The sequence below is a fragment of the Metapseudomonas otitidis genome, assembly GCF_900111835.1.
GTDB lineage: Bacteria > Pseudomonadota > Gammaproteobacteria > Pseudomonadales > Pseudomonadaceae > Metapseudomonas > Metapseudomonas otitidis.
Window position 1 is genome coordinate 42668 of the sequence record NZ_FOJP01000004.1, and the last position, 24390, is coordinate 67057.

General features: G+C 66.6%; 20 protein-coding genes. 15 read left to right on the forward strand and 5 right to left on the reverse strand.

Features of this window, described 5'->3' with window-relative positions:
- Positions 1-85 precede the first annotated feature (85 nt).
- Positions 86-1108, reverse strand: coding sequence for an AraC family transcriptional regulator GliR (gliR, locus tag BM198_RS06090; protein ID WP_074968581.1), 1023 nt, complete (start codon positions 1106-1108; stop codon positions 86-88).
- 132 nt (positions 1109-1240) lie between these two features.
- On the opposite strand from gliR, the gene BM198_RS06095 reads away from it, so the two are divergent.
- The 3 genes from BM198_RS06095 to BM198_RS06105 are packed head-to-tail and all read left to right on the forward strand — an operon-like array spanning position 1241 to position 5991.
- Positions 1241-2836, forward strand: coding sequence for an FAD-binding oxidoreductase (locus BM198_RS06095; RefSeq protein WP_074968583.1), 1596 nt, complete (start codon positions 1241-1243; stop codon positions 2834-2836).
- 3 nt (positions 2837-2839) lie between these two features.
- Positions 2840-4411, forward strand: coding sequence for a glycerol-3-phosphate dehydrogenase/oxidase (locus BM198_RS06100; RefSeq protein ID WP_074968585.1), 1572 nt, complete (start codon positions 2840-2842; stop codon positions 4409-4411).
- Between the two features lie 20 nt (positions 4412-4431).
- Complete coding sequence (locus BM198_RS06105) at positions 4432-5991, forward strand: FGGY-family carbohydrate kinase (RefSeq protein ID WP_044405102.1); 1560 nt, start codon at positions 4432-4434, stop codon at positions 5989-5991.
- Positions 5992-6094: 103 nt separating this feature from the next.
- On the opposite strand, the gene BM198_RS06110 is transcribed toward BM198_RS06105, so the two are convergent.
- A complete protein-coding gene (locus BM198_RS06110) occupies positions 6095-6793 on the reverse strand; it encodes a pirin family protein (protein WP_074968587.1) in 699 nt (232 codons plus the stop codon).
- A gap of 207 nt (positions 6794-7000) precedes the next feature.
- Between BM198_RS06110 and yegS the strand changes: the two genes are divergently transcribed.
- From yegS to BM198_RS06125, 3 genes are all read left to right on the forward strand, one after another.
- The gene (gene yegS, locus BM198_RS06115) at positions 7001-7906 is read left to right on the forward strand and encodes a lipid kinase YegS (protein WP_074968589.1); all 906 of its coding nucleotides are present in this window, start codon (positions 7001-7003) and stop codon (positions 7904-7906) included.
- A gap of 131 nt (positions 7907-8037) precedes the next feature.
- Positions 8038-8964, forward strand: coding sequence for a chemotaxis protein CheV (locus BM198_RS06120; RefSeq protein WP_044405093.1), 927 nt, complete (start codon positions 8038-8040; stop codon positions 8962-8964).
- Positions 8965-9042: 78 nt separating this feature from the next.
- On the forward strand, positions 9043-9855 hold the full coding sequence (locus tag BM198_RS06125) for an MOSC domain-containing protein (RefSeq protein ID WP_074968590.1): 813 nt from the start codon (positions 9043-9045) through the stop codon (positions 9853-9855).
- A gap of 67 nt (positions 9856-9922) precedes the next feature.
- Here BM198_RS06125 and BM198_RS06130 read toward each other — a convergent pair whose 3' ends face one another.
- Positions 9923-11851: a transglycosylase SLT domain-containing protein gene (locus BM198_RS06130; RefSeq protein ID WP_074968593.1), complete on the reverse strand. Its 1929-nt coding sequence runs from the start codon at positions 11849-11851 to the stop codon at positions 9923-9925.
- Positions 11852-12031: 180 nt separating this feature from the next.
- On the opposite strand from BM198_RS06130, the gene BM198_RS06135 reads away from it, so the two are divergent.
- Together BM198_RS06135 and BM198_RS06140 are read left to right on the forward strand one after the other, a co-directional pair.
- Complete coding sequence (locus BM198_RS06135; RefSeq protein ID WP_074968595.1) at positions 12032-13957, forward strand: ATP-binding cassette domain-containing protein; 1926 nt, start codon at positions 12032-12034, stop codon at positions 13955-13957.
- Positions 13958-13980: 23 nt separating this feature from the next.
- Positions 13981-14667, forward strand: a complete 687-nt coding sequence (locus BM198_RS06140) for a DUF6901 family protein (protein WP_044405081.1) — start codon at positions 13981-13983, stop codon at positions 14665-14667.
- Positions 14668-14686: 19 nt separating this feature from the next.
- On the opposite strand, the gene BM198_RS06145 is transcribed toward BM198_RS06140, so the two are convergent.
- Complete coding sequence (locus tag BM198_RS06145) at positions 14687-15130, reverse strand: universal stress protein (RefSeq protein ID WP_044405078.1); 444 nt, start codon at positions 15128-15130, stop codon at positions 14687-14689.
- A gap of 89 nt (positions 15131-15219) precedes the next feature.
- Between BM198_RS06145 and BM198_RS06150 the strand changes: the two genes are divergently transcribed.
- Positions 15220-15657 (forward strand): hypothetical protein, encoded by a 438-nt coding sequence (locus tag BM198_RS06150; RefSeq protein ID WP_044405075.1) that lies wholly within the window; start codon positions 15220-15222, stop codon positions 15655-15657.
- 20 nt (positions 15658-15677) lie between these two features.
- Here the strand turns inward: BM198_RS06150 and BM198_RS06155 are convergent, their stop codons facing one another.
- The gene (locus tag BM198_RS06155; protein WP_074968597.1) at positions 15678-16490 is read right to left on the reverse strand and encodes a hypothetical protein; all 813 of its coding nucleotides are present in this window, start codon (positions 16488-16490) and stop codon (positions 15678-15680) included.
- A gap of 472 nt (positions 16491-16962) precedes the next feature.
- Here BM198_RS06155 and fadB point away from each other — a divergent pair, with 472 nt between their 5' ends.
- The 6 genes from fadB to BM198_RS06185 all read left to right on the forward strand — a co-directional run bounded on the left by fadB (position 16963) and on the right by BM198_RS06185 (position 24352).
- Positions 16963-19110, forward strand: a complete 2148-nt coding sequence (fadB, locus tag BM198_RS06160; protein WP_044405068.1) for a fatty acid oxidation complex subunit alpha FadB — start codon at positions 16963-16965, stop codon at positions 19108-19110.
- 30 nt (positions 19111-19140) lie between these two features.
- Entirely contained in the window at positions 19141-20316 is a 1176-nt protein-coding gene (fadA, locus tag BM198_RS06165; RefSeq protein WP_074968599.1) for an acetyl-CoA C-acyltransferase FadA, read from the forward strand.
- A 136-nt stretch (positions 20317-20452) separates the two neighbouring features.
- Complete coding sequence (locus BM198_RS06170) at positions 20453-20689, forward strand: DUF1653 domain-containing protein (protein WP_044405062.1); 237 nt, start codon at positions 20453-20455, stop codon at positions 20687-20689.
- 121 nt (positions 20690-20810) lie between these two features.
- Positions 20811-23420, forward strand: coding sequence for a type I DNA topoisomerase (topA, locus tag BM198_RS06175; RefSeq protein WP_074968601.1), 2610 nt, complete (start codon positions 20811-20813; stop codon positions 23418-23420).
- A gap of 108 nt (positions 23421-23528) precedes the next feature.
- A complete protein-coding gene (locus BM198_RS06180; protein ID WP_074968603.1) occupies positions 23529-24047 on the forward strand; it encodes a DUF6586 family protein in 519 nt (172 codons plus the stop codon).
- Between the two features lie 71 nt (positions 24048-24118).
- The gene (locus BM198_RS06185; protein WP_044405053.1) at positions 24119-24352 is read left to right on the forward strand and encodes a hypothetical protein; all 234 of its coding nucleotides are present in this window, start codon (positions 24119-24121) and stop codon (positions 24350-24352) included.
- Positions 24353-24390 lie beyond the last annotated feature (38 nt).

A 24390-nucleotide genomic window follows, 5' to 3' on the forward strand; every position in this document is an offset into this window, starting at 1 on the left:
GAAGAGCCCCTGGGCTGAAGCCCAGGCTACGGGGTGGTGCTTGTAGGGGCTTTTGTAGCCCGGACTTCAGTCCGGGATGGAGCGCTCAGCCCTGGCGCTTGGCCTCCCGGTATTCGCCGGGCGTCTGGCCGGTCCAGGCCTTGAAGCTGCGGTGGAACGAGCGTGATTCGGTGAAGCCGAGGTAGGCGGCGATGTCCTGGATCGCCAGGTCGCTGCGCAGCAGGTAGTGCTCGGCCAGCTCCTGGCGCAGTTCGTCGAGGATCTGCTGGTAGCTGGTGCCGGCCTGCTGCAGGTGGCGCTGCAGGGTGCGCACCGTCATGTGGAATTTCTCCGCCACCCGCTCCTTGCGCGGCAGGCCGTCCTTGAGCAGCAGGCGCAGGGCGTTCTTCACCCGTTGCGGCAGCGGCTCGTCCTGGTCCAGCCCGGCCATCATCGCCAGGGCGTGTTCCTCCAGGGTGCGCAGGAGGTTGGCATCGGCCTGGCGCAGGGGCACGGCGAGGTATTCCAGGGGCACCAGCAGGGCGCTGCAGGGCTGCTCGAAGTGCACCGGGCAGCCGAATACCGCTTCGTAGTCCTCCTGGCGCGTGCCCGTTGGCAGCGCGTGCTCGAACCAGACCTCGCGGGGCGAACGCTCCATGTCGGCGATCCAGCGGGCGTAGAGCAGCCAGGAGGCGAGCACGTTCTCCACCATGTGCCGGCGGATCTCCGGGGCTTCGTGGCGGCAGTTCCAGCTCAGGCGGATATGGTCCGCGCCGGCTTCGATCTGGCTGGTGCCCATGTCCCCCACCAATTTCTCGTAGGGAATGATGCGGCTCATGGCTTCGCCCAGGGTGGCGCAGTTCATGGTGATGTAGCCCAGCACGCTCCAGGAGCCCGGCTGGACGAAATGCGCGGAGTGCAGGCCGAACAGCGGGTCGCCGGACACCTCGATCAGGTGCTGCAGCAGGCGTTCGTGGCTCTCGCTGGGAATCCGCCGGCCGTTGTCGGTGAGGTCCTCGGGCTGCAGGCCGGCGGCGCGCAGGGCGGCGTCGCGGTCCAGGCCCAGGTGGTCGGCATGGCGCAGGTACTTCAGCAGGGCGGGAACGGAGGTATAGCCGAGCGCGTGCATGGGTTCTTCTTGTTCTGGGTTGTCCTGATTGGCGATAGCCGCTGTCCCGATCAGACAGTGACGCTGCGGGGCGGCTGGCTAGTATAGGCAGCCATCGAAAACCTTCGAAACAACCAGGACAAGGAGAACGGGATGCGACGCTGGAACGGCTGGGGCGACGAGTCGACCGTGGTGGAGCTGCCGGCCAATGGGGCCGAATTCCTGGGCGCGCGGGTCGGCGCCGGGCAGGTGCTGGCGGATGCCACCCTGGAGCAGGTGCTGGCCAGCGTGCCGGCCTCGCGCCTGCCGGAGCACCCGCTGGTGAGCCAGGATGCGGAGGTGCGGGTGCGCCACGCCCGTGGCCAGAGCCTGCCGGACTGGCTGGCGATGCGCGAAGGCCGCTTCGAGGTGTTCCCCGACGGCGTGGCCTTCCCCGAAAGCCCCCAGGACATCCGCGTACTGATGGCCTGGGCGGCCCAGCACGACGTGGTGCTGATCCCCTACGGTGGCGGCACCTCGGTGGCCGGGCACATCAACCCCCAGGCCTCCAGCCGCCCGGTGCTGACCCTGTCCCTGGCGCGCATGAGCCGCCTGCTGGAGCTGGACGAGGCGAGCCAGATCGCCACGTTCGGCCCCGGTGCCAACGGCCCGCAGGTGGAAAGCCAGTTGCGCGCCCGGGGCTTCACCCTGGGGCACTTCCCGCAGTCCTGGGAGCTGTCCACCCTCGGCGGCTGGGTCGCCAGCCGCTCCAGTGGCCAGCAGTCGCTGCGCTACGGGCGCATCGAGCAGTTGTTCGCCGGCGGCACCCTGGAGACCTTCGACGGCCCGCTGGAGCTGCCGACCTTCCCGGCCTCGGCGGCCGGGCCGGACCTGCGTGAGCTGGTGCTGGGCTCCGAGGGGCGCTTCGGGGTGATTTCTGAGGTCAAGGTGCGGGTGTCGCGCCTGGCCGACCAGGAGCGTTTCTACGCGGTGTTCCTGCCGGACTGGACGCGGGCGCTGCAAGCGGTGCGGACCCTGGCCCAGGCGCGGGTGCCGCTGTCCATGCTGCGCCTGTCCAACGCCATCGAGACCGAGACCCAGCTGGCCCTGGCCGGGCACCCGGAGCGCATCGCGCTGCTGGAGAAGTACCTGGCCTTCCGCGGGGCGCGCGCCGGCAAGTGCATGCTGACCTTCGGCGTGACCGGCTCGCGGGTGCAGAACGCCGCCTCGCTGCGCCAGGCCAAGGCGCTGCTGAAACCGTTTGGCGGGGTGTTCACCGGCACCCTGCTGGGCAGCAAGTGGGCGGAGAACCGCTTCCGCTTCCCCTACCTGCGCCACGCCCTGTGGGAGGCCGGCTACGTGGTGGACACCCTGGAGACGGCCACCGACTGGTCCAACGTCGACGCCCTGATGGGCAAGGTGGAGGCCAGCCTGCGCGAGGGCCTGGCGGACGAGGGCGAGCGGGTGCACGTGTTCACCCATCTGTCCCACGTCTACGGCGAGGGGTCGAGCATCTACACCACCTACGTGTTCCGCCCTGGTGCGAGCTACGAGACGGCCCTGGGCCGCTGGCAGCGCCTCAAGTTCGCGGCGAGCGAGGTGATCGCCCACAACCGCGGCACCATCAGCCACCAGCACGGCGTGGGCCGCGACCACGCGCCCTGGCTGCCGCTGGAAAAGGGTGTGCGCGGAATGGCCACGCTGCAGGCCATGGCCCGTCACTTCGACCCGGACGGCCGCCTGGCGCCCGGCGTGCTGCTGCAGGACTGAGCCGTGGAGACCTGGAACGCCGCCTGGCGGGCGGCCGCACTGCCGGCGCTGGCTGCGCGGGAGTGGGACCTGATCGTGGTCGGCGGCGGCATCACCGGGGCCGGCATCCTGCGTGAGGCGGCGCGGCGGGGCTGGTCCTGCCTGCTGCTGGAGCAGCGCGACTTCGCCTGGGGCACCTCCAGCCGCTCGTCGAAGATGGTCCACGGCGGCCTGCGCTACATCGCCAAGGGGCAGATCGGCCTCACCCGCGACTCGGTGCGCGAGCGCCAGCGGCTGCTGGCGGAAGCGCCCGGCCTGGTGGACCCGCTGAGCTTCGTGATGCCCCATCGCGGCGGCTTTCCCGGTCCCCGGGTGTTCGGCACGCTGCTGGCGCTGTACGACGCTCTGGCCGGGGTGCGCAACCACTGCTACCACCCGCTGCCGCAGCTGCGCTTCCTGGCCCCTGGGCTGAGCGAGGCGGGGCTGCAGGGCGGGACCCAGTTCTTCGATGCCGTGACGGATGATGCACGCCTGGTGATGCGGGTGTTGGCCGAGGCCCGGCGCGAGGGCGGTGAAGCCCTCAACGGGATGCGGGTGCTGGAACTGACCCGCGACCAGGGGCGGGTGACCGGCCTGGTGGCGGAGGACGCCGAGGGCGGCGGGCGGCTGGCGTTTCGCAGCCGCGCCGTGGCCCTGGCTACCGGCGCCTGGGCAGACGAGCTGCGCCGTCGCGAGGGGCCGGAGCACATCCGCCCGCTGCGGGGCAGCCACCTGTTGTTGCCGGCCTGGCGCCTGCCGCTGGCCCATGCCATCAGCTTCATGCACTCGGATGACGGGCGCCCGGTGTTCGTCTTCCCCTGGGAGGGCGCGACCGTGGTGGGTACCACCGACCTGGACCACCGCGCGGGGCTGACCGAAGACGCAGCCATCAGCGCCGAGGAAGTCGACTACCTGCTGGCCGCCTGCGCCGCGCAGTTCCCGGATGCCGCCATCGGCCGCGCCGACGTGCTCTCCACCTGGGCCGGTGTGCGGCCGGTGGTCAGCGATGGGGCCGAGGGGCGCAAGCCCTCCGACGAGAAGCGCGAGCACGCGCTGTGGACGGAGCCCGGCTGCGTGACCCTGGCCGGGGGCAAGCTCACCACCTTCCGCCTGCTGGCCCTGGAGGTGCTGCAGGCCTGCGCGCCGTTCACCGGGCGCGAAGTGGCGGACCACGGTTCGGCGGTGTTCACGCCGGCACCGCTGCCGCCCCTGCCGGTGGGCGTGGGTTTGCAGCGGCGCCTGGCGGGCCGTCATGGCCCGGAACTGGCGCGGCTGGCGCCCTGGCTGGAGCGCTTGGGGAGCGAGCGGGTGGGCGGCAGCGAGGTGCTCTGGGCCGAGCTGGCCTGGGCGGCCGAAGGCGAGCTGGTGCTGCACCTGGATGACTTGCTGCTGCGCCGCACGCGTCTGGGCCTGCTGGTGGCGGAGGGCGGCCAGGCGTACCTGCCGCGCATCCGCGCACTGTGCCAGCCGCTGCTGGAATGGGACGATGCGCGCTGGGCGCACGAGGAGCAGGCATACCGGGCACTGTGGCGCCGGTACTACAGCCTGCCCGCATAACGACAAGAAAGGACGTCACCGTGAGCGAAACGAGCTACCTGCTGGCCATCGACAACGGCACCCAGAGCGTGCGTGCCCTGCTGTTCGACCTGCAGGGCAACCTGGTGGGCAAGGGCAAGGTGCCGCTGGAGGCCTACTACTCCAAGCAGCCCGGCTGGGCCGAGCAGGATCCGGACTACTACTGGTCGAGCCTGGCCGAGGCCTGCCGCCTGCTGTGGGCGTCGGTGGACATCGACCGCAGCCTGATCCGTGGCGTGGCCCTGACCACCCAGCGCGGCACGGTGATCCATGTGGACGAACAGGGCCAGCCGCTGCGCCCGGCGATCATCTGGCTGGACCAGCGTCGCGCCGAGGCCGAGGGCCGCATCAAGGGCCCCTGGGGCTGGCTGTTCCGCCTGCTGCGGCTGGAGCCGACGGTGGACCACTTCCGCACCCAGGCGGAGGTGAACTGGGTGGCGCAGAACCAGCCGGAGCTGTGGGCGCGGACCCACAAGGTACTGCTGCTGTCGGGGTTCCTGACCCACCGGCTGTGCGGCCGTTTCGTGGATTCGGTGGGCTGCCAGGTGGCCTACCTGCCGTTCGACTACAAGCGCCTGGACTGGGCCAAGCCGAGCGACTGGAAGTGGCAGGCGATGCCGGTGCGCCGCGAGCAGCTGCCGGACCTGTGCAAGCCGGGCGAGACTTTGGGGCGCATCACCGCCGAGGCGAGCCGCCTGACCGGCATCCCCGAGGGGTTGCCGCTGGTGGCCGCCGCTGCCGACAAGGCCTGCGAGGTGATGGGCTCGGGCGGGGTGGCGCCGGACACGGCCTGCCTCTCCTACGGCACCACGGCCACCATCAACACCACGCGCCAGCGCTACCTGGAGACGATTCCGCTGATCCCGCCGTACCCGGCGGCGGTGCCGGACCACTTCAATACCGAGGTGATGATCTACCGCGGGTTCTGGATGGTCAGCTGGTTCAAGCAGGAGTTCGGCCTGCGGGAAATGCAGCGGGCGCGGGAGCTGGGGGTGGAGCCGGAGGCGCTGTTCGACGAGCTGGTCAATGGCGTGCCGCCCGGCTCCATGGGGTTGACGCTGCAGCCGTACTGGTCCCCGGGCATCCGTGAACCGGGGCTGGAGGCGAAGGGGTCGATCATCGGCTTCGGCGACGTGCACACCCGGGCGCACATCTACCGGGCCATCCTCGAAGGGCTGGCCTACGCCCTGCGCCAGGGCAAGGAGCGCATCGAGAAGCGCTCCGGCACGCGCATCACCCGGCTGCGGGTGTCCGGCGGGGGCTCCCAGAGCGATGCGGCGATGCAGTTGACGGCGGACATCTTCGGCCTGCCGGCGGAGCGGCCCCATGTGTTCGAGACCTCGGGGCTGGGGGCGGCCATCGACTGCGCGGTGGGCCTGGGCCTGCACCCGGACTTCCCCACGGCCATCGCGGCGATGACGCGGGTGGGGCAGGTGTTCCAGCCCAACCCGGAGGCGCGGCGGGTGTACGAGCAGCTGTACCGCGAGGTGTATCTGAACATGTACCGGCAGCTGAAGCCGCTGTACCAGAAGATCCGCGACATCACCGGCTACCCGGCCTGAATGGAACCGGGGCTCGGGCATGTCGTGATCCCGGGCTGAAGCCCGGGCTACGGCTTGAACAGAACGCCCCCGGTGGTTGCCACCGAGGGCGTTCTGCTTCGGCTCAGGCCACGTCCACCAGCACGATCTCGGTGTCTTCCTGGGCGCTGAAGGACAGGTGCGTTTCATCCTTCACGGCGACGCCGTCCCGGGCCTGGGCGGGGATGCCGTTCACTTCGTAGCGACCCTGGGCCGCCACCAGGTAGGCCTTGCGGCCGGGTTCGAGGTGGTACTCGGCGGTCTGGCCGGCCTTGATCGTGGCGGCTACCAGCCGGGCATTGGCGCGGATGTGCAGGGCATCGCTGTCTTCGTCGATACCGCTGGCGAGGGTGACGAAGGTGCCGGCGCGCTCCCCCTTGGGAAACGGTCGGGTGCCCCAGGACGGCGCCGTACCGAACTCGGTGGGCATGATCCAGATCTGAAAGATGCGGGTGGTCTCGTCCTCCAGGTTGTATTCGGAGTGGGCGATGCCGGTGCCCGCGCTCATCACCTGCACGTCGCCGGCCACGGTGCGGCCCTTGTTGCCGAGGTTGTCCTGGTGGGTGATGGCGCCGTCACGGACGTAGGTGATGATCTCCATGTCCCGGTGCGGGTGCGGCGGGAAGCCGGAGTGCGGGGCGATCTCGTCGTCGTTCCACACCCGCAGCTGGCCCCAGTTCATCCGCGCCGGGTCGTGGTACTCGGCGAAGGAGAAGTGGTGACGGGCATTCAGCCAGCCATGCTGGGCGGCGCCGAGTTGCTGGAAGGGGCGTACGTCGATCATGGGAATCTCCTGTCGGGCCGGGGTGGGTTGGGCTCCCCGGTGCAATGGTGGCCATGATCCATCGACTGAAGGCGGTGAAGAAGCGGGATTTCTGGGTTCCAGCTATCGATGTGTTCGATGGTTGTTTTGGATTTGGCTGACAGGCCTTTTCACTTTTTCCCTGGGGGCGTGCCTATACTCGGGCCCATTCCCGGCGTGGAGCGATTGATGACTGAACGCAAGGCGGTGCTGGTGCTGCATGGCAAGCAGGCCATGAACGAAGAGGTCCGCGCGGCGGTGATGGCCCGCCGTGAGGCGGGCTGGGAGCTGGCGGTGCGGGTGACCTGGGAAGGCGGCGATGCCCGCCGGCTGGTGGACGAGGCCCTGGCGGCCGGCTACCGGACCCTGGTGGCCGGGGGCGGCGACGGCACCCTGCGGGACGTGGCCGAGGCCATTGCCCTGTCGGGCGAGGACGCCAGCCTGGCCCTGCTGCCCCTGGGCACCGCCAACGACTTCGCTCGCGCAGCCGGGGTGCCGCTGGTGCCCGGCGAGGCGCTGGCGCTGCTGGACGTGCCGGCCCGGGCCATCGACCTGGGGGAAGCCGACGGGCGGCTGTTCCTCAACATGGCGACCGGTGGCTTCGGTTCCAAGGTCACGGCCAACACCTCGGAGGACCTTAAGAAGGTGCTCGGCGGGGCGGCCTACCTGCTCACCGGGCTGACGCGCTTCTCGGAGGTGCATGCGGCCTTCGGGCGCTTCCGTGGGCCTGATTTCGCCTGGGAGGGGGAGTTCCTCGCCCTGGGCATCGGCAACGGCAGCCAGGCGGGCGGCGGGCACGTGCTCTGCCCCCGTGCGCGGGTGGACGACGGCCTGCTCGACCTGTGCATCGTGCCGGCGCCGCAGGACGTGGTGGGCACCCTGGGGACGCTGCTGTCGGGCGGCATGCGCGGCCTGGAGGCGGTGTCGGTGACCGCCCGTCTGCCCTGGGTGGAGGTGGAGGCGCCGGAGGGGCTGGATGTGAATCTGGACGGCGAGCCGCTGGAATGTCGGCAGGTTCGCTTCAGTGCACGCCGTAACGCACTACGCTTACATCTGCCGGAGGGTTCGCCGCTGCTACAGGCTGCCGTGCCGTGAGCCGCCTTCTGGTGTGGTGCGCCGGGGTGGTGCATGATGGCTCCCCGCCATGACGGCTACAGTTATCCCATCACCCTGCCGATAAGGTGAAGCAGCCGCAGCCCGGCTGGAATTTTCTACAGGAGCATGCAATGGCCGGTATTCTCGACACAGTCGACCAGCGCACCCAACTGGTGGGTGAGAACCGCCTGGAAATCCTCATGTTCCGACTGGTGGGCCGTCAGCTGTTCGCCATCAACGTGTTCAAGGTGCAGGAAGTCCTGCAACTGCCCAAGTTGACCCTGATTCCCCAGCGCCATCCCTACGTCTGCGGCGTGGTCAACCTGCGCGGCCATACGTTGCCGGTGATCGACCTGTCCCGCGCCATCGGCATGCGCGCGCTGGTGCCGGACCAGAACAGCACCATCATCGTCACCGAGTACAACCGCTCGGTGCAGGCCTTCCTGGTGGGGGGCGTGGACCGCATCCTCAACCTCAACTGGGAGTCCATCCAGCCGCCGCCCGGTGGGGCCGGCCGCCAGCACTACCTGACGGCGATCACCAAGGTGGAGGACCAGATCGTCGAGATCATCGACGTGGAGAAGGTGCTGGCCGAGATCGTGCCCATGAGCACCCGCGTTTCGGAGGAGCGCCTGGGCAACCCGCTGCTGGAGCGCGCCCGTGGCCGCGAAGTGCTGCTGGTGGACGACTCCAACGTCGCCCTGACCCAGTTGCGCGAGACGCTGTCCCAGCTGGGCATCCGCACCCATGCCGCCAGTGACGGCCTGAAGGCCCTCAACCTGCTGAAGAAGTGGGCGGATTCCGGTGAGGTGATGACCGACAAGCTGCTGATGATCTTCACCGATGCCGAGATGCCGGAGATGGACGGCTATCGCCTGACCACCGAGATCCGCAACGACCCGCGCCTGCGTGACCTCTATGTGGTGATGCACACCTCGCTGTCCGGCAGCTTCAACGACGCCATGGTGAAGAAGGTGGGCTGCGACAACTTCCTCTCCAAGTTCCAGCCCGACAAGCTGGTCGACGTGGTGGCGGACCGCCTGAGCAAGGGCAACTGACCGCCGGGCGACGGGCTTGGCCGCCCGTCGCCGATTCCGTATAAGGGACGCTTCCGACCGCCTGATGGAAGCTGGCCCATGCTGCGTCTCACCGCCCTGTATCGCTACCCCATGAAATCCGCCATCGGCGAGCCCCTCGCGCGCGCCGAGCTGGACGGCCTCGGCCTGGCCGGTGATCGCCGCTGGATGCTGGTGGACGCCAGCAACGGGCGCTTCCTCACTCAACGTGCACTGCCGCAGATGTCCCAGCTCAGCGCCCGCTGGAACGCCACGGGTGGCCTGAGCCTGCGTGCCGCCGGCCTGCCGGAACTGGAGGTGCCCCTGCCGGGGGCCGAGGCGGAGCTGCGCAGCGCGCTGATCTGGAGCGATGCGATGCGGGTGCCGGATGCCGGCGACGAGGCGGCCGAGTGGCTGAGCCGCTTCATCGGCAAGCCGTGCCGCCTGGTGCACGTGCCGGCCGAGCGTGCCCGGGACATTCCGGGCAGCCTGCTGCCGGAGGAGAAGGTGGGCTTTGCCGACGGCTACCCGCTGCTGCTGATCGGCCAGGCCTCCCTCGATGACCTCTCGGCCCGGGTCGGTCGTCCGCTGGAGATGCTGCGCTTCCGCCCGAACCTGGTGGTGGAGGGCAGCGAACCCTATGCCGAGGACAGCTGGAAGCGCATCCGCATCGGCGGCGTGGAGTTCAGCGTTGCCAAGGGCTGCAGCCGTTGCATCCTCACCACCATCGACCCGGCCACCGGCGAGCGCAGTGCCGACCGGGAACCACTGACCACCCTGAAGACCTATCGGGAGCGGGAGGGCGAGGTGTTCTTCGGGCAGAACCTGATCAACCGCAGCAGCGGCACCCTGGAGGTGGGGATGGCGGTGGAGGTGCTGGAAGTGAGGGGCTGACCCCGCTGCAGCAGGACGATGAAACGAGACGGGCGCCGATGGGCGCCCGTCTTGTTTCAGGAGGGGATCACTGGTCGTCGAAGAAGCGCTCGTGCCAGTCAACCAGGGGCTGCGGGGCGTTGAGCTTCTTGCCGTAGATGACCGAGTAGGACAGGACGTTCTGCACGTACTGGCGGGTCTCGTCGAAGGGGATGCTCTCCACCCAGACGTCGAAGGCCAGGTGGTTGGCGCCCTTGAGCCACTGGCGCACACGGCCGGGGCCGGCGTTATAGGCAGCGGAGGCGAGTACGCGGTTGCCGTTGAACTGGCCGTGCACCTGGCTCAGGTAGGCGGCACCGAGCTGGATGTTCACGTCCGGGTTGAGCGCCTGCTGGGGCGAGGCGAGGGGGATGCCGAACTTGCGCGCGGTCTCCTTGGCGGTGCCGGGCATCAGCTGCATCAGGCCCATGGCGCCCACGCCGGAGCGGGCGTCGGCCATGAAGGCGCTTTCCTGGCGGGTGATGGCGAACACCCAGCTGGAATGCAGCCCGCGCACCTTGGCCTGCTGGGTGAGGGTGCTGCGGTGGGCCATGGGGAAGCGGATGTCCAGGTCGTCCCAGTACTGGGCCTGGCTGATGGTGCGGATGGCCGGGAAGTACCACTCCATGTCGTAGGCGAGCTTGGCCTGGGCGACCAGTTCCTCGCGGCTGAACAGGCGGCTGACGTAGTACCACTCGCGGCGGCCGTCGACGATCTCGCCGCGGTCATGGAACTCCATGGCCCGGCGGATGCCGGCGGTGTTGCGCACCTTCTGCATCACCTTGGGATCGATGGCCATCGGCTTGTTGTTGAGCTGGTACGGCACCTGGATGCGGTCGGCGGCGAGGAAACCGTAGAAGTCACGCTCGCGGGCCAGAGGCTGCATGAGGCGGGTGGCTTCTGCACTCTGCGGCTGTGCCAGCTGCAGGCTGCGGGCCTGCCAGTAGCGCCAGCGGTTGGTGCTGGCCAGCGATGGCGGCATCTGCCGGGTCAGCTGGTAGGCGTCCTGCCAGCGGCCCAGGCGCAGCAGCAGGCGCGCGCGCCATTCGCTGACGGTGTCGTCGCGCAGCTTGGGGTCGTACTGGGTCATCAGCTGCAGGGCGCGGGCGTCGAAGCGCTTGGCCAGTGCCAGGCCGATCTCCCGGGCGATGGCGACCTTTTCGTCGCTGGAGAAGGGCATGCGGGCGGCGTAGGCGTCCAGCAGGGTGGTGGCCTTGTCCGGGTCCTGGCGGGCCAGGCGGCGCAGGCCGAGCCCGACCACGTCGGCCATGGCGCGGTCGGCGGGGCTGAAGCGGGCGGTCTGGCTGAGCAGTTGCGGGTTCTGGGCGACGTCCACCAGCAATTTGCCCTGGGTGGACAGGCTCGGCAGGCTCTTGGCCAGGAAGCTGGCCAGGCCGTAGTTACGGGCTTCGGCCGCCAGCTTGGCGCGACGCCAGCGCATCTGTTCGGTCATCTGGCCGTCGGCGCGCCAGAGTTCGAACAGCACATCGCAGGCCTCGGGCTGGGACTTGCCCACCAGCCAGAGCTTCTCGGCGGTCTTGTGGCCTTCGGCCTTGAGGCCGTGCTTGAGCTGGTACTGGCCGTAGAGGCAGTCCAGCTCGGTGAAGTTCATCTTGGGGTCGTAGTGGTTGACGAAGGTCTTCCAGTCGCCGCGCTCGGCGAGCCAGCGCAGCCAGCGCAGGCGCATCCAGTTGGACTGGGGCAGGTCGCCATGCTCGGCGAGGAACTTCTCGATTTCCTCGTTGCTGGCCCATTTCAGGCGGGCGGTCAGCTCGTCATAGGCCAGGTGCGGCTCCAGCGGGTAGTCGGCCAGCGCGCTGGCGTAGCGCTTGTACGGGCCGCTGTCGCCCTTGGCCAGGGCGCGCTTGGCCTCGTCGTACATCTGCCGCTGCTGGGCGAGGGGCACCGCATGGGCCGCGTCGAGCGTGAGGGTGGTGAGAAGCAGGCAGGAGAACAGGCTGAGCAGACGACCGCGCATGACACTTCCGGGTAGAGAAAACGTAGTGGGCGACGGCCACGGGGCCACCGGAGGTGCGTAGCTTAGCCGTTTGCCGGGTGCAGGTGGAGTCTCGTCGGAGGGGGGAAACATGATGAAAAAATGGCGGCCGTGGCGATGACCAATCGGGGTAGAATGCGCGCCCATCTTTCGGAGGCCCCCATGACCCTGCTCAAGTTCAGCGATGTTTCCCTTGCCTATGGCGCCATGCCGTTGCTGGACAAGGTGTCGTGGCAGATCGCCCGGGGCGAGCGGGTCTGCGTGATCGGCCGCAACGGCACCGGCAAGTCCAGCATGCTGCGCCTGGTGAAGGGCGAGCAGCACGCGGACGACGGCGAGATCTGGCGGGCTCCGGCGCTGAAGATCGGTGAACTGCCCCAGGAGCTGCCCCGTGCCGACGAGCGCACGGTGTTCGACGTGGTGGCCGAGGGCCTGGCTGGCGTTGGCGAGTTGCTGGCCCAGTACCACCACCTGAGCCAGAACATCCGCGACGAGCACGACCTGGAGCGCCTGACCCATGTCCAGCAGGAGCTGGAGGCGAAGGATGGCTGGCGCCTGCAGCAGCTGGTGGACAGCACTCTGAGCCGCCTGCAGCTGCCGGCGGACAAGACCCTGGCGGAACTCTCCGGTGGCTGGCGCCGCCGCGTGCTGCTGGCCCAGGCGCTGGTTTCCGAACCGGACCTGCTGCTGCTGGACGAGCCCACCAACCACCTGGACATCGGTGCCATCGCCTGGCTGGAAGAGGCCCTGTCGGGCTTCGGTGGCGCGGTGCTGTTCATCACCCACGACCGTTCCTTCCTGCAGAACCTGGCGACCCGCATCCTCGAACTGGACCGCGGCAACCTGATCGACTGGAACGGCGACTACGCCAGCTTCCTGGTGCACAAGGAGCAGCAGCTGGCGGCGGAAGAGACCGCCAACGCGCTGTTCGACAAGCGCCTGGCCCAGGAAGAGGTGTGGATCCGCCAGGGCATCAAGGCCCGGCGGACCCGTAACGAGGGCCGTGTGCGTGCGCTCAAGGCGATGCGCATGGAGCGTGCCGAACGCCGCGAGCGCCAGGGGCGCGCGACCTTCCAGCTGGAGACGGCGGACAAGTCCGGCAAGCAGGTGATCGTGGTGGAGAACGTGGGTTTCGCCCACCCGGGCGGCGAGCTGCTGATCCGCGACTTCTCCATGGTGCTGCAGCGTGGCGACCGCATCGGCCTGCTGGGCGCCAACGGCACCGGCAAGACCACGCTGCTCAAGCTGCTGCTGGGTGACCTGCAGCCGACCCAGGGCAGCATCGAGGTCGGCACCAAGCTGGAGGTGGCCTACTTCGACCAGTTGCGCCACGCACTGGAGCCGGAGAAAACGGTGATCGACAACCTCGCCGAAGGGCGCGAGTTCATTACCGTGGGCGGACAGAACCGCCATGTCCTCAGCTACCTCGGCGATTTCCTCTTCAGCCCGCAGCGTGCGCGTACGCCGGTCAAGGCACTGTCCGGCGGCGAGCGTGCGCGCCTGTTGCTGGCCAAGCTGTTCAGCAAGCCGGCCAACCTGCTGGTGCTGGACGAACCGACCAACGACCTCGACGTGGAAACCCTGGAGCTGCTTGAAGAGGTGCTGCTGGAGTTCCCGGGCACCGTGCTGATGGTCAGCCACGACCGGGCCTTCCTCGACAACGTGGTGACCAGCACCCTGGTGTTCGAGGGTGAAGGCCGGGTGCGCGAGTACGTCGGTGGCTACCAGGACTGGCTGCGCCAGGGTGGTTCGCCACGCCTGCTGGGTGTGGGCGAGGGGCGCAGCGCCAAGGCCGAGCCCCGTGCCGAATCGCCGGCCGTCGCCGAGGCACCTGCGCAGGCGGCCGACAAGCCGGCCGGCGAGGCGCCGAAGAAGAAACTCAGCTACAAATTGCAGCGTGAGCTCGAAGCCCTTCCCGGGCAGATCGAGGCCCTGGAGGCCGAGATGGAGGCCGTCCAGCAGGAGATTTCCGACCCGGCGTTCTACCAGCGCCCCGCAGAGCAGACCCGCGCGGTGCTGGAGCGTTTCGAGCAGCAGCAGCAGGAACTGGACCGCCTGCTGGAGCGCTGGGCCGAACTGGAAGATTGATGTCTGTTTGAGTCGGAGAGCCCATGGCTGTCGAGTACCGCATCACGCTGGACGATGAACACGAGTTCAGCTATCGCATCGAGCTGGACCGGGAATATGACCAGGAGCGCGCGGCGACGGCGCCGAAGTGGACGCGCCTGGATTTCAACCAGTGCAGCAATTGCCCGCTCTCACGTGATCGCTTCAGCCATTGCCCGGCAGCCGTCGACCTGCACCGGGTAATCGAGGACTTCCACGGCCTGCCGGCCTTCAAGAAGGCGGTGTTCATGGTGCGCACGCCGGAGCGCGAGTACACCAAGCACGTCGGTCTGGAAGAGGGCTTGCGGGCGCTGCTGGGGGTGATCATGGCCTCCAGCGCCTGCCCGGTCCTGGGGCGCCTCAAGCCGATGGCCCAGCAGCACCTGCCGTTCGCCAGCAACCAGGAGTTCATCCTGAGGGCGGTGTCGCTCTACCTGGCGCGGCAATACTTCAACATGCGCGAAGGGCGACATGCCGACTGGGAGCTGAAGGGGCTGGTGAGGCTGTTCCAGCAATTGCAGCTGGTGAACCAGGCGTTCTGGCAGCGCATCCATGACGTGTGCGAGGGGGATTCGAACCTCAAGGCCTTCCTGACCTTTTTCTCCATGGCGTCCAGCATGACCTACTCGCTGGAAACGCAGCTGCAGAAGATCCGTCCCCTGGTGATGAGTGCCGACGAAGGCTTCATGTAGGCCTTCGTCGGCAGCCGCGTTATTTCTCTGATTTGTTGAGACGCACCGCGAGCACATCGCAAGGCGCGCCGTGGAGGACGTCGTTGGCGGTGGAGCCCAGCAGCAGGGCCAGGCCGTGGCGGCCATGGCTGCCGACCACGATCAGGTCGCAGCCCTGTTCTTCGGCCAGCCGGTGGATCTCCTGGCGGGGCTGGCCGTAGGTCAGGTGGCGTTGCTCGGCGCTGATCTCGGGGTAGAGGCCGGCAAAGCCGTCGAGGCGCTCGCGGGCCTGTTCGAACTGCTGCTGCTGCAGCATGGAGAGGTCCATGGGGACATCGCCGCCGAAGGCCATGGCCATGGGCTCGACGATGTGCACCAGGGACAGCCGGGCCTGGGAGGCTTGAGCCAGGGCCTGCGCGCGGCGCACGACGGGGTGGCATTCGTCGGTAAGGTCGATGGCGACCAGGATGTGCTGGTAGGGCATGGGGTGACTCCTCCTTAAGGTTGCACCTGGCATGAAGTATGGCCGCCATGGGGGCGCGCCGGCATGATTTTCATCATGGGAATGCAGTTATGACCCTGTGGTTGGTGGTGTTTCTCCTGCTCGCTGTGCTCAGTCCGCTGGTCTGGCTGCTGCCTTCTAAGGGGCAGCGCGGGCGCATGGACCTGCGCATGCAGGCCCGACGCATGGGGCTGGCGATGCAGTTGGCGCGGCAGGAGTGGCCGCACTGGCTGCCAGTGGAGCCGCCGCCCTCCTGTGCACAGTTCCACCGTGCCCGCCGCCGTGGGGCCGAGGGTGCATGGACCTATTGGCAGGTGGCACCCGGGCAGTGGGTCAACCAGTGGCGCGAGCCGTTGGAAGACCCTGTATTGCTCGGGTGTTTCGCGGGGTTGCCTGCCGATGTCTACAAGATCGAGACCACGCCGCAGATGGTGGCGCTTTACTGGGGCGAGCGGGGTACGGCGGAGGACCTCCAGCGTATCGCCGAGGTGCTGCGCGCCATCGACTGACGCGCAGCGAGCAGGGCGGCTCAGAGCTGGGCCGTGGCGTACTGGGCGGACACGCCTTCGAGGCCTTCGATGATGCTGTCCGAGTACTTGTTGATGAGGAACGGCACGCTGTTCTCGTTGTAGTTCTGCAGCGAGCGCTCGATGTAGCGCCACTTGGTGCCGATGCTGGTCAGCGCCTGGCTGATCTGCGGAGTGTTCCTGGGCTGCTGTGCCAGTGCGGTGAGCTGACCGGCAAAGTCCCTGGCCAGTTCGTCGATGGCCTTGCCCTCACCACCGCCGAAGAAAGACGCACCCACGGACGCACTGCGCGAGGCGTAGTCGACGGCGATGGTCTGCATCAGCAGGCTCTGCTGGCGGCTTTGCTGGGTCAGCGGGGGGACGACGAAGTTGCTCTCCTGCTGGATGCGGTCATAGAGCTCGCCGGCCAGTGCGATCAGCTTCTGGTTGCGCGCCGTCATGTCGGCGACGGGCTGCAGGTCGGTGAAACCCTTGGTGCGCAGGGCGGTGACCAGGCCGCCGAGTTCACTGGAATAGTCCTTCCACTGCTGTTGCAGCTGGGTGTGCAGGGCCTTCGAAGCGTCGCCCTGGATGTCCTTGAGTTCCTTCATGCGCGCATCGGCTTCCTGCACGGACTCGTCGATCATCCGGGCGTAGCGCTGGTCGCCTTCCATGCCGTTGTACATGTAGAAGTCGCCCAGGCTTTTCAGGGCGGCCAGGCGCATCTGGTGGAGCTTGAGGAGGGTGGTGCCGGGGTCGGCCGCCTGGCTCGGGGAAACCAGGCAGAAGAAGGAAAGGAGGGTGCCTAGCAGTACGGCAAGCGTGCGGCTCGTCATGGTGCTACTCCGTGTGCCCCTGGGGGCGTGTTTGTTGTTTTTATTCGGCCTGTCCCGGCCGTGCCACGGGACTCTACTCTTCATGGCTGGCCTTTGGCTAGCGTGCTCCGGCAGCTGCCGGAGTGGCCTTCCATCGACTTTCTGATGCAATGACATAAGCTCCGTGCATAGTGGTTTCGGCAGCCTGCCGCATCGCTTGAAGCGCCGGTTACAGAGCGGTTTGGGCGTGGCCGGGCAGTCACGAAGCGCAATTGACAACGGAGGACTTTTCCGTGAATGTGTGCGCACCCAAATCAAACGGGCGTATGAATTGAGCGTTTGCCTGGTGGGCGCGCTCCAATGACCACGACCCGATATCGCGTCGGTGGGTGTGCCGGACCGAATCGGACTTGACCCAGGGCCCAGCCCAGGGCCGGTTCGCCGGTTGGCTCCGATGTGTACTGTTCAGCTTCCATACCGTGGAGATCAGTTGATGATTTACGAAGGTAAAGCCATCACGGTTAAGGCTCTTGAGGGCGGCATCGTCGAACTGCAGTTCGATCTCAAGGGTGAGTCCGTCAACAAGTTCAACCGTCTTACCCTGAACGAACTGCGCCAGGCCGTCGACGCCATCAAGGCAGACGCTTCGGTCAAGGGCGTCATCGTCACCAGCGGCAAGGACGTGTTCATCGTCGGCGCTGACATCACCGAGTTCGTCGACAACTTCAAGCTGCCCGACGAAGAGCTGGTGGCCGGCAACCTCGAAGCCAACAAGATCTTCAGCGATTTCGAAGACCTGGCCGTACCCACCGTCGTCGCCATCAACGGCATCGCCCTGGGTGGCGGCCTGGAGATGTGCCTCTCCGCCGACTACCGCGTGATGAGCGAAACCGCCAAGATCGGCCTGCCTGAAGTCAAGCTGGGCATCTACCCGGGCTTCGGCGGCACCGTGCGCCTGCCGCGCCTTATCGGTGTGGACAACGCCATCGAGTGGATCGCCTCCGGCAAGGAGAACAAGGCCGCCGACGCCCTGAAAGTGGGTGCCGTCGACGCCGTGGTCGCTCCGGCCAAGCTGAAGGAAGGTGCCCTGGATCTGGTCAAGCGCGCCATCGCCGGCGAGCTGGACTACAAGGCCAAGCGCCAGCCCAAGCTGGAAAAGATCAAGCTGAACGCCATCGAGCAGATGATGGCCTTCGAGACCGCCAAGGGCTTCGTGGCTGGCCAGGCCGGCCCGAACTACCCGGCGCCGGTCGAAGCGATCAAGACCATCCAGAAAGCTGCCAACTTCGGCCGTGACAAGGCGCTGGAAGTCGAGGCCGCCGGCTTCGTCAAGCTGGCCAAGACCTCGGTTGCCGAGAGCCTGATCGGTCTGTTCCTGAACGACCAGGAACTGAAGAAGAAGGCCAAGAAGCACGACGAGATCGCCCAGGACGTGAAACTGGCCGCCGTACTCGGCGCCGGCATCATGGGTGGCGGCATCGCCTACCAGTCCGCTTCCAAGGGCACTCCGATCCTGATGAAGGATATCCGCGAAGAGGGTATCCAGATGGGCCTGAACGAGGCGTCCAAGCTGCTCGGCAAGCGCGTCGAGAAAGGCCGCATGACCCCGGCCAAGATGGCCGAGGCGCTGAACGCCATCCGTCCGACCATGTCCTACGGTGACTTCGCCCATGTCGACATCGTGGTCGAGGCTGTGGTCGAGAACCCGAAGGTCAAGCACGCCGTGCTGGCCGAGGTGGAAGGCCATGTGAAGGACAACGCGATCATCGCGTCCAACACCTCCACCATCTCCATCAGCTACCTGGCCCAGGCCCTGAAGCGCCCCGAGAACTTCGTCGGCATGCACTTCTTCAACCCGGTGCACATGATGCCGCTGGTCGAGGTCATCCGTGGCGAGAAGTCCAGCGAAGTGGCCGTGGCCACCACCGTTGCCTACGCCAAGAAGATGGGCAAGAACCCCATCGTGGTGAATGACTGCCCCGGCTTCCTGGTGAACCGCGTGCTGTTCCCGTACTTCGGTGGCTTCGCCAAGCTGCTGGAGTTCGGCGTGGACTTCGTCCGCATCGACAAGATCATGGAGAAGTTCGGCTGGCCCATGGGCCCGGCCTACCTGTCCGACGTGGTCGGCATCGACACCGGCCACCACGGCCGTGACGTGATGGCAGAAGGTTTCCCGGACCGCATGGCGGTCGAGGGCAAGACCGCCGTCGACGTGATGTACGAAGCCAACCGCCTGGGCCAGAAGAACGGCAAGGGCTTCTACGCCTACGAAATGGACAAGCGCGGCAAGCCGAAGAAGGTCCAGGACCCCGAGGCCTACGAGATCCTCAAGCCGATCATCAAGGAACAGCGCGAGCTGACCGATGAGGACATCATCAACTTCATGATGATCCCGCTGTGCCTGGAAACCGTTCGCTGCCTGGAAGACGGCATCGTCGAAACCGCAGCCGAGGCCGACATGGGTCTGATCTACGGCATCGGCTTCCCCCCCTTCCGTGGTGGTGCGCTGCGTTACATCGATTCCATCGGTGTAGCCGAGTTCGTCGCCCTGGCCGACAAGTATGCCGACCTGGGCGCCCTGTACCACCCGACCGCCAAGCTTCGTGAGATGGCCGCCAAGGGCCAGAAGTTTTTCGGTTAATCGCGCAGCGAACAGAGCGAGAGAAGAAATATGAGCCTGAATCCGAGAGACGCGGTCATTGTCGACTTCGGCCGCACCCCGATGGGTCGTTCCAAGGGTGGCATGCACCGCAACACCCGTGCCGAGACCATGTCGGCCCACCTGATCAGCAAGCTGCTGGAGCGCAACCCCAAGGTTGACCCGGCTGAAGTGGAAGACGTGATCTGGGGCTGCGTGAACCAGACCCTGGAGCAGGGCTGGAACATTGCGCGCATGGCGTCGCTGATGACCCAGATCCCCCACACCAGCGCTGGCCAGACCGTCAGCCGCCTGTGCGGTTCCTCCATGAGCGCCCTGCACACTGCCGTGCAGGCCATCCAGACCGGCAACGGCGATGTGTTCGTCATCGGCGGCGTGGAGCACATGGGCCACGTCGGCATGATGCACGGCGTCGACCCGAACCCGCACCTGTCCCTGTACGCTGCCAAGGCGTCCGGGATGATGGGCCTGACCGCTGAGATGCTGGGCAAGATGCACGGCATCACCCGCGAGGCCCAGGACCAGTTCGGCGTGCGCTCCCACCAGCTGGCCCACAAGGCCACTGTGGAAGGCAAGTTCAAGGACGAGATCATCCCGATGGAAGGCTATGACGAGAATGGCTTCCTGAAGGTGTTCGACTTCGACGAAACCATCCGTCCGGAAACCACCCTTGAAGGCCTGGCTTCCCTGAAGCCGGCGTTCAACCCGAAGGGCGGTACCGTGACTGCCGGTACGTCGTCGCAGATCACCGACGGTGCGTCCTGCATGATCGTGATGAGCGCCCAGCGCGCCAAGGACCTGGGCATCGAGCCCATGGCTGTGGTTCGTGCCATGGCGGTCGCGGGCGTCGACCCGGCGATCATGGGTTACGGCCCGGTGCCGTCCACCCAGAAAGCACTCAAGCGTGCCGGCCTGAACATGGCTGACATCGATTTCATCGAGCTCAACGAAGCCTTCGCTGCCCAGGCCCTGCCCGTGCTGAAGGACCTGAAGGTGCTCGACAAGATGGAAGAGAAGGTCAACCTGCACGGCGGCGCCATCGCCCTGGGTCACCCGTTCGGCTGCTCCGGTGCGCGTATCTCCGGCACCCTGCTGAACGTGATGAAGCAGAACGACGGCAAGCTGGGCGTGGCCACCATGTGCGTGGGCCTCGGCCAGGGCATCACCACCATCTTCGAGCGCGTCTGAGCCTGAAGCTGGACAAGACCGGGGCCTCGTGCCCCGGTTTTCGTTTCCGCCAATTTCTCACCAAGGCTGGCCATATCCCGTCGGAGTGGGCACCATGCGCACCTTGGCAAGCCGTCGACCGAGCACTGAGGGGAACATGAGCGTACAACCGGGACTCTATCGCCACTACAAGGGGCAGCAGTACCGCGTGATCGGAACCGCTCGGCACTCGGAGAGCGAAGAGGAGCTGGTGGTGTACCAGGCGCTCTACGGCGAACATGGGCTCTGGGTGCGTCCGCTGGAGATGTTCACCGGCACGGTGACGGTGGAAGGCGAACAGATTGCGCGCTTTTCTCTTGTGACTGCCGAGTCGGATCCCTATCCACGCCGCTGAGTCGACTCGCCGGCCCCGGCGAACTTGACCTTGTCTCCTTCGCCACTATATATAGCGGTGCCGCCTGGGGCGGCTCCCGCCTTTGTTTATCTATCTCTCGAATTTAGGAACTTTCCGATCCATGGGCAAATCGCTGGTCATCGTGGAATCCCCGGCCAAGGCCAAGACCATCAACAAGTACCTGGGCAACCAGTACGTGGTGAAGTCGAGCATCGGCCACATCCGTGACCTGCCCACCAGCGGTTCGGCAAGTGCCACCAAGGAGCCGGTCAAGCGCGGCAAGGCCGCAGCAGCCGAAGCGCCGGCCCTTTCGCCGAAGGAGAAGGCCAAGCGCCAGCTGTTCGCGCGCATGGGGGTCGACCCCGAGCACGGCTGGAAGGCCAAGTACGAGATCCTGCCCGGCAAGGAAAAGGTGATCGACGAACTGCGCCGCCTGGCCAAGGATGCCGACACCATCTACCTCGCAACCGACTTGGACCGCGAAGGGGAAGCCATCGCCTGGCACCTGCGGGAATCCATCGGTGGTGACGACAGCCGCTACAAGCGCGTGGTGTTCAACGAGATCACCAAGAAGGCCATCCAGGAGGCCTTCTCCCAGCCCGGCGAGCTGGACATCAACCGCGTCAACGCCCAGCAGGCGCGTCGCTTCCTCGACCGCGTGGTGGGCTACATGGTCTCGCCGCTGTTGTGGCAGAAGATCGCCCGTGGCCTGTCCGCCGGTCGCGTGCAGTCGGTGGCGGTGAAGCTGGTGGTGGAGCGTGAGCGCGAGATCCGCGCCTTCGTCCCCGAGGAATACTGGGAGGTTCATGCCGACCTGGGCACCGCCAAGGGCGCCAATGTGCGCTTCGAGGTGGCCAAGGAGAACGGCGCGGCCTTCAAGCCGCTGAACGAGGCCCAGGCCATGGCCGCGCTGGAGAAGCTCAAGGCCTCCAGCTACAGCGTGCAGAAGCGCGAGGACAAGCCCACTTCCAGCCGTCCCTCCGCGCCGTTCATCACCTCCACCCTGCAGCAGGCCGCGAGCAACCGCCTGGGCTTCGGGGTGAAGAAGACCATGATGATGGCTCAGCGTCTCTACGAGGCGGGCTACATCACCTATATGCGTACCGACTCGACCAACCTCTCTGCCGACGCCATCACCATGGTGCGTGGCTTCATCGAGGGCGAGTTCGGTGAAAAGTACCTGCCGGCCAAGCCGAACTTCTATTCGAGCAAGGAAGGCGCCCAGGAGGCTCACGAAGCCATCCGCCCGTCCGACGTCAACCTCAAGCCGACCCAGCTGTCGGGCATGGAGCGTGATGCCGAGCGCCTGTACGACCTGATTTGGCGCCAGTTCGTGGCCTGCCAGATGCCGCCTGCCGAGTACCTGTCCACCAGCGTCAGCGTGGCGGCGGGCAACTTCGAGCTGCGTGCCAAGGGCCGCATCCTCAAGTTCGACGGCTATACCCGTGTGCTGCCGCAGCAGAGCAAGCCGGGCGAGGACGACGTACTGCCCGACATGAAGGAAGGCGAGGCACTCAAGCTGATCAAGCTCGATCCCAGCCAGCACTTCACCAAGCCGCCGGCGCGCTTCTCCGAGGCCAGCCTGGTCAAGGAGCTGGAAAAGCGTGGCATTGGCCGTCCGTCCACCTATGCGGCGATCATCTCCACCATCCAGGAGCGTGGCTACGTTACGGTGCACAACCGCCGCTTCTACTCCGAGAAGATGGGCGACATCGTCACCGAGCGCCTCAATGAAAGCTTCGCCAACCTGATGGACTACGGCTTCACCGCCGGCATGGAAGAGAATCTGGACGACGTCGCCCAGGGCGAGCGCGACTGGAAGAACCTGCTGGACGAGTTCTACGGTGATTTCCGCAAGAAGCTGGAGCTGGCCGAGGGCAGCGACAGTGGCATGCGTGCCAACCAGCCGACCCTGACCGACATTCCGTGCCGTGAGTGCGGCCGCCCGATGATGATCCGTACAGCCTCCACGGGCGTCTTCCTGGGATGCTCGGGCTATGCGCTGCCGCCGAAGGAGCGCTGCAAGGCCACCATCAATCTCGTGCCGGGCGACGAGATCGCCGCGGATGACGAGGGTGAGTCCGAATCCCGTGTGCTGCGTGGCAAGCACCGCTGCCCGATCTGCTCCACGGCGATGGACGCCTACTTGCTGGACGAAAGTCGCAAGCTGCACATCTGCGGCAACAACCCGGATTGCGCGGGCTACGAGATCGAGCAGGGCCAGTACCGCATCAAGGGCTACGAAGGCCCGAGCCTTGAGTGCGACAAGTGCGGCAGCGAGATGCAGCTGAAGACCGGCCGTTTCGGCAAGTTCTTCGGTTGCACCAATTCCAGCTGCAAGAACACCCGCAAGCTGCTCAAGAACGGTGAGGCCGCGCCGCCGAAGATCGACCCGATCAAGATGCCGGAGCTCAAGTGCGAGAAGGTGGACGACACCTATGTGCTGCGGGATGGTGCCTCGGGTCTCTTCCTGGCTGCCAGCCAGTTCCCGAAGAATCGCGAGACCCGTGCGCCGCTGGTGCTGGAGCTGATTCCGCACAAGGATGAGCTGGATCCCAAGTATCACTTCCTGCTCAGTGCACCGGTAAAAGATCCGGATGGCCGCCCGGCTGTCATCCGTTTCAGCCGCAAGACCAAGGAGCAGTACGTGCAGTCGGAGGTGGATGGCAAGCCGACCGGCTGGCGTGCATTCTTCGACGGCGGCAAGTGGAAGGTCGAAGACAAGCGTTGAGTCCCGCTGCGCGCATGGCTCCCATGCGCGCATACTGGCAAGGCCGGACCACAGGTCCGGCCTTCTTCGTTTCGGCCCAGTGCCGATTGCATATCCGGAGTCCGTGCCATGGCCCATGAGCCCTATACCCGCACCAACCAGAAACTCTTTTTCGCCGGGCTTTGCCTTGAGAACTGGCGCAAGGCGGAAGAGGGGCGTGCGATGAATGCGCAAGCCCAGGTCCAGGCGGAGCGGGAGGCTGCGCTTTTCCACCTTCACGGTGCCTTGCTGGGGCTATGCCACGAGATCACCCATTACTACCGCATGCCTAACCCGGGGGCTCCGGATGTGGAAGCGATCCTGAGCTCAGAGGTGCTGTCTGCCTCGCCGAGCCCGGAGCTGGCCGAGCTGGTGGAGCTGTTCCAGCAGCCCGAGAGCTGGCTGGGCTCTCTCGAGCGGGCCTATCAGGCGCTTTTCCTGCCGCCTCAGGCACCCGCCAAGGCCAAGGTGGACCCGACGCTTCCCTTGATCGAGGCGGTTGTACTGGATGAGGAGGAAGCCCCCCTGTCCCGTGACGAGTTGGAGTCCTGGCGTCAGCAGCTGAAGGCGCTGGTGCTTCGTTATCGGGAAAGTCTCTCGGAGTGCTGAGTGACGGAAGGGGTAGGGCGCCAAGCCGAGCGGCTGTTACAATGCGCGGTCTTTAGTGGAGAGATGAAGCGATGACAACGTCCTTCCTGGAAATAGTCGAATTGCCCGACGGGCGCATTATTCTGCGCCGTGCAGAGGACGAGGAAGCGCTGGTGACGCTGGACTTCTCCGCTGATGCCAAGGCATTCCTCCAGGGGCATCACCTGGAAGTGGCCAAGGCCATGCTCAATGTGGGTGTGCAGATGGCTGGCCGGCTCGCCGAAGGCGAGATGGACCATGATGACCAGCCCCGCGTCTTGCACTGATCAGCGAATAGTCTCCTCGCCGATCATTGCCATTTGAT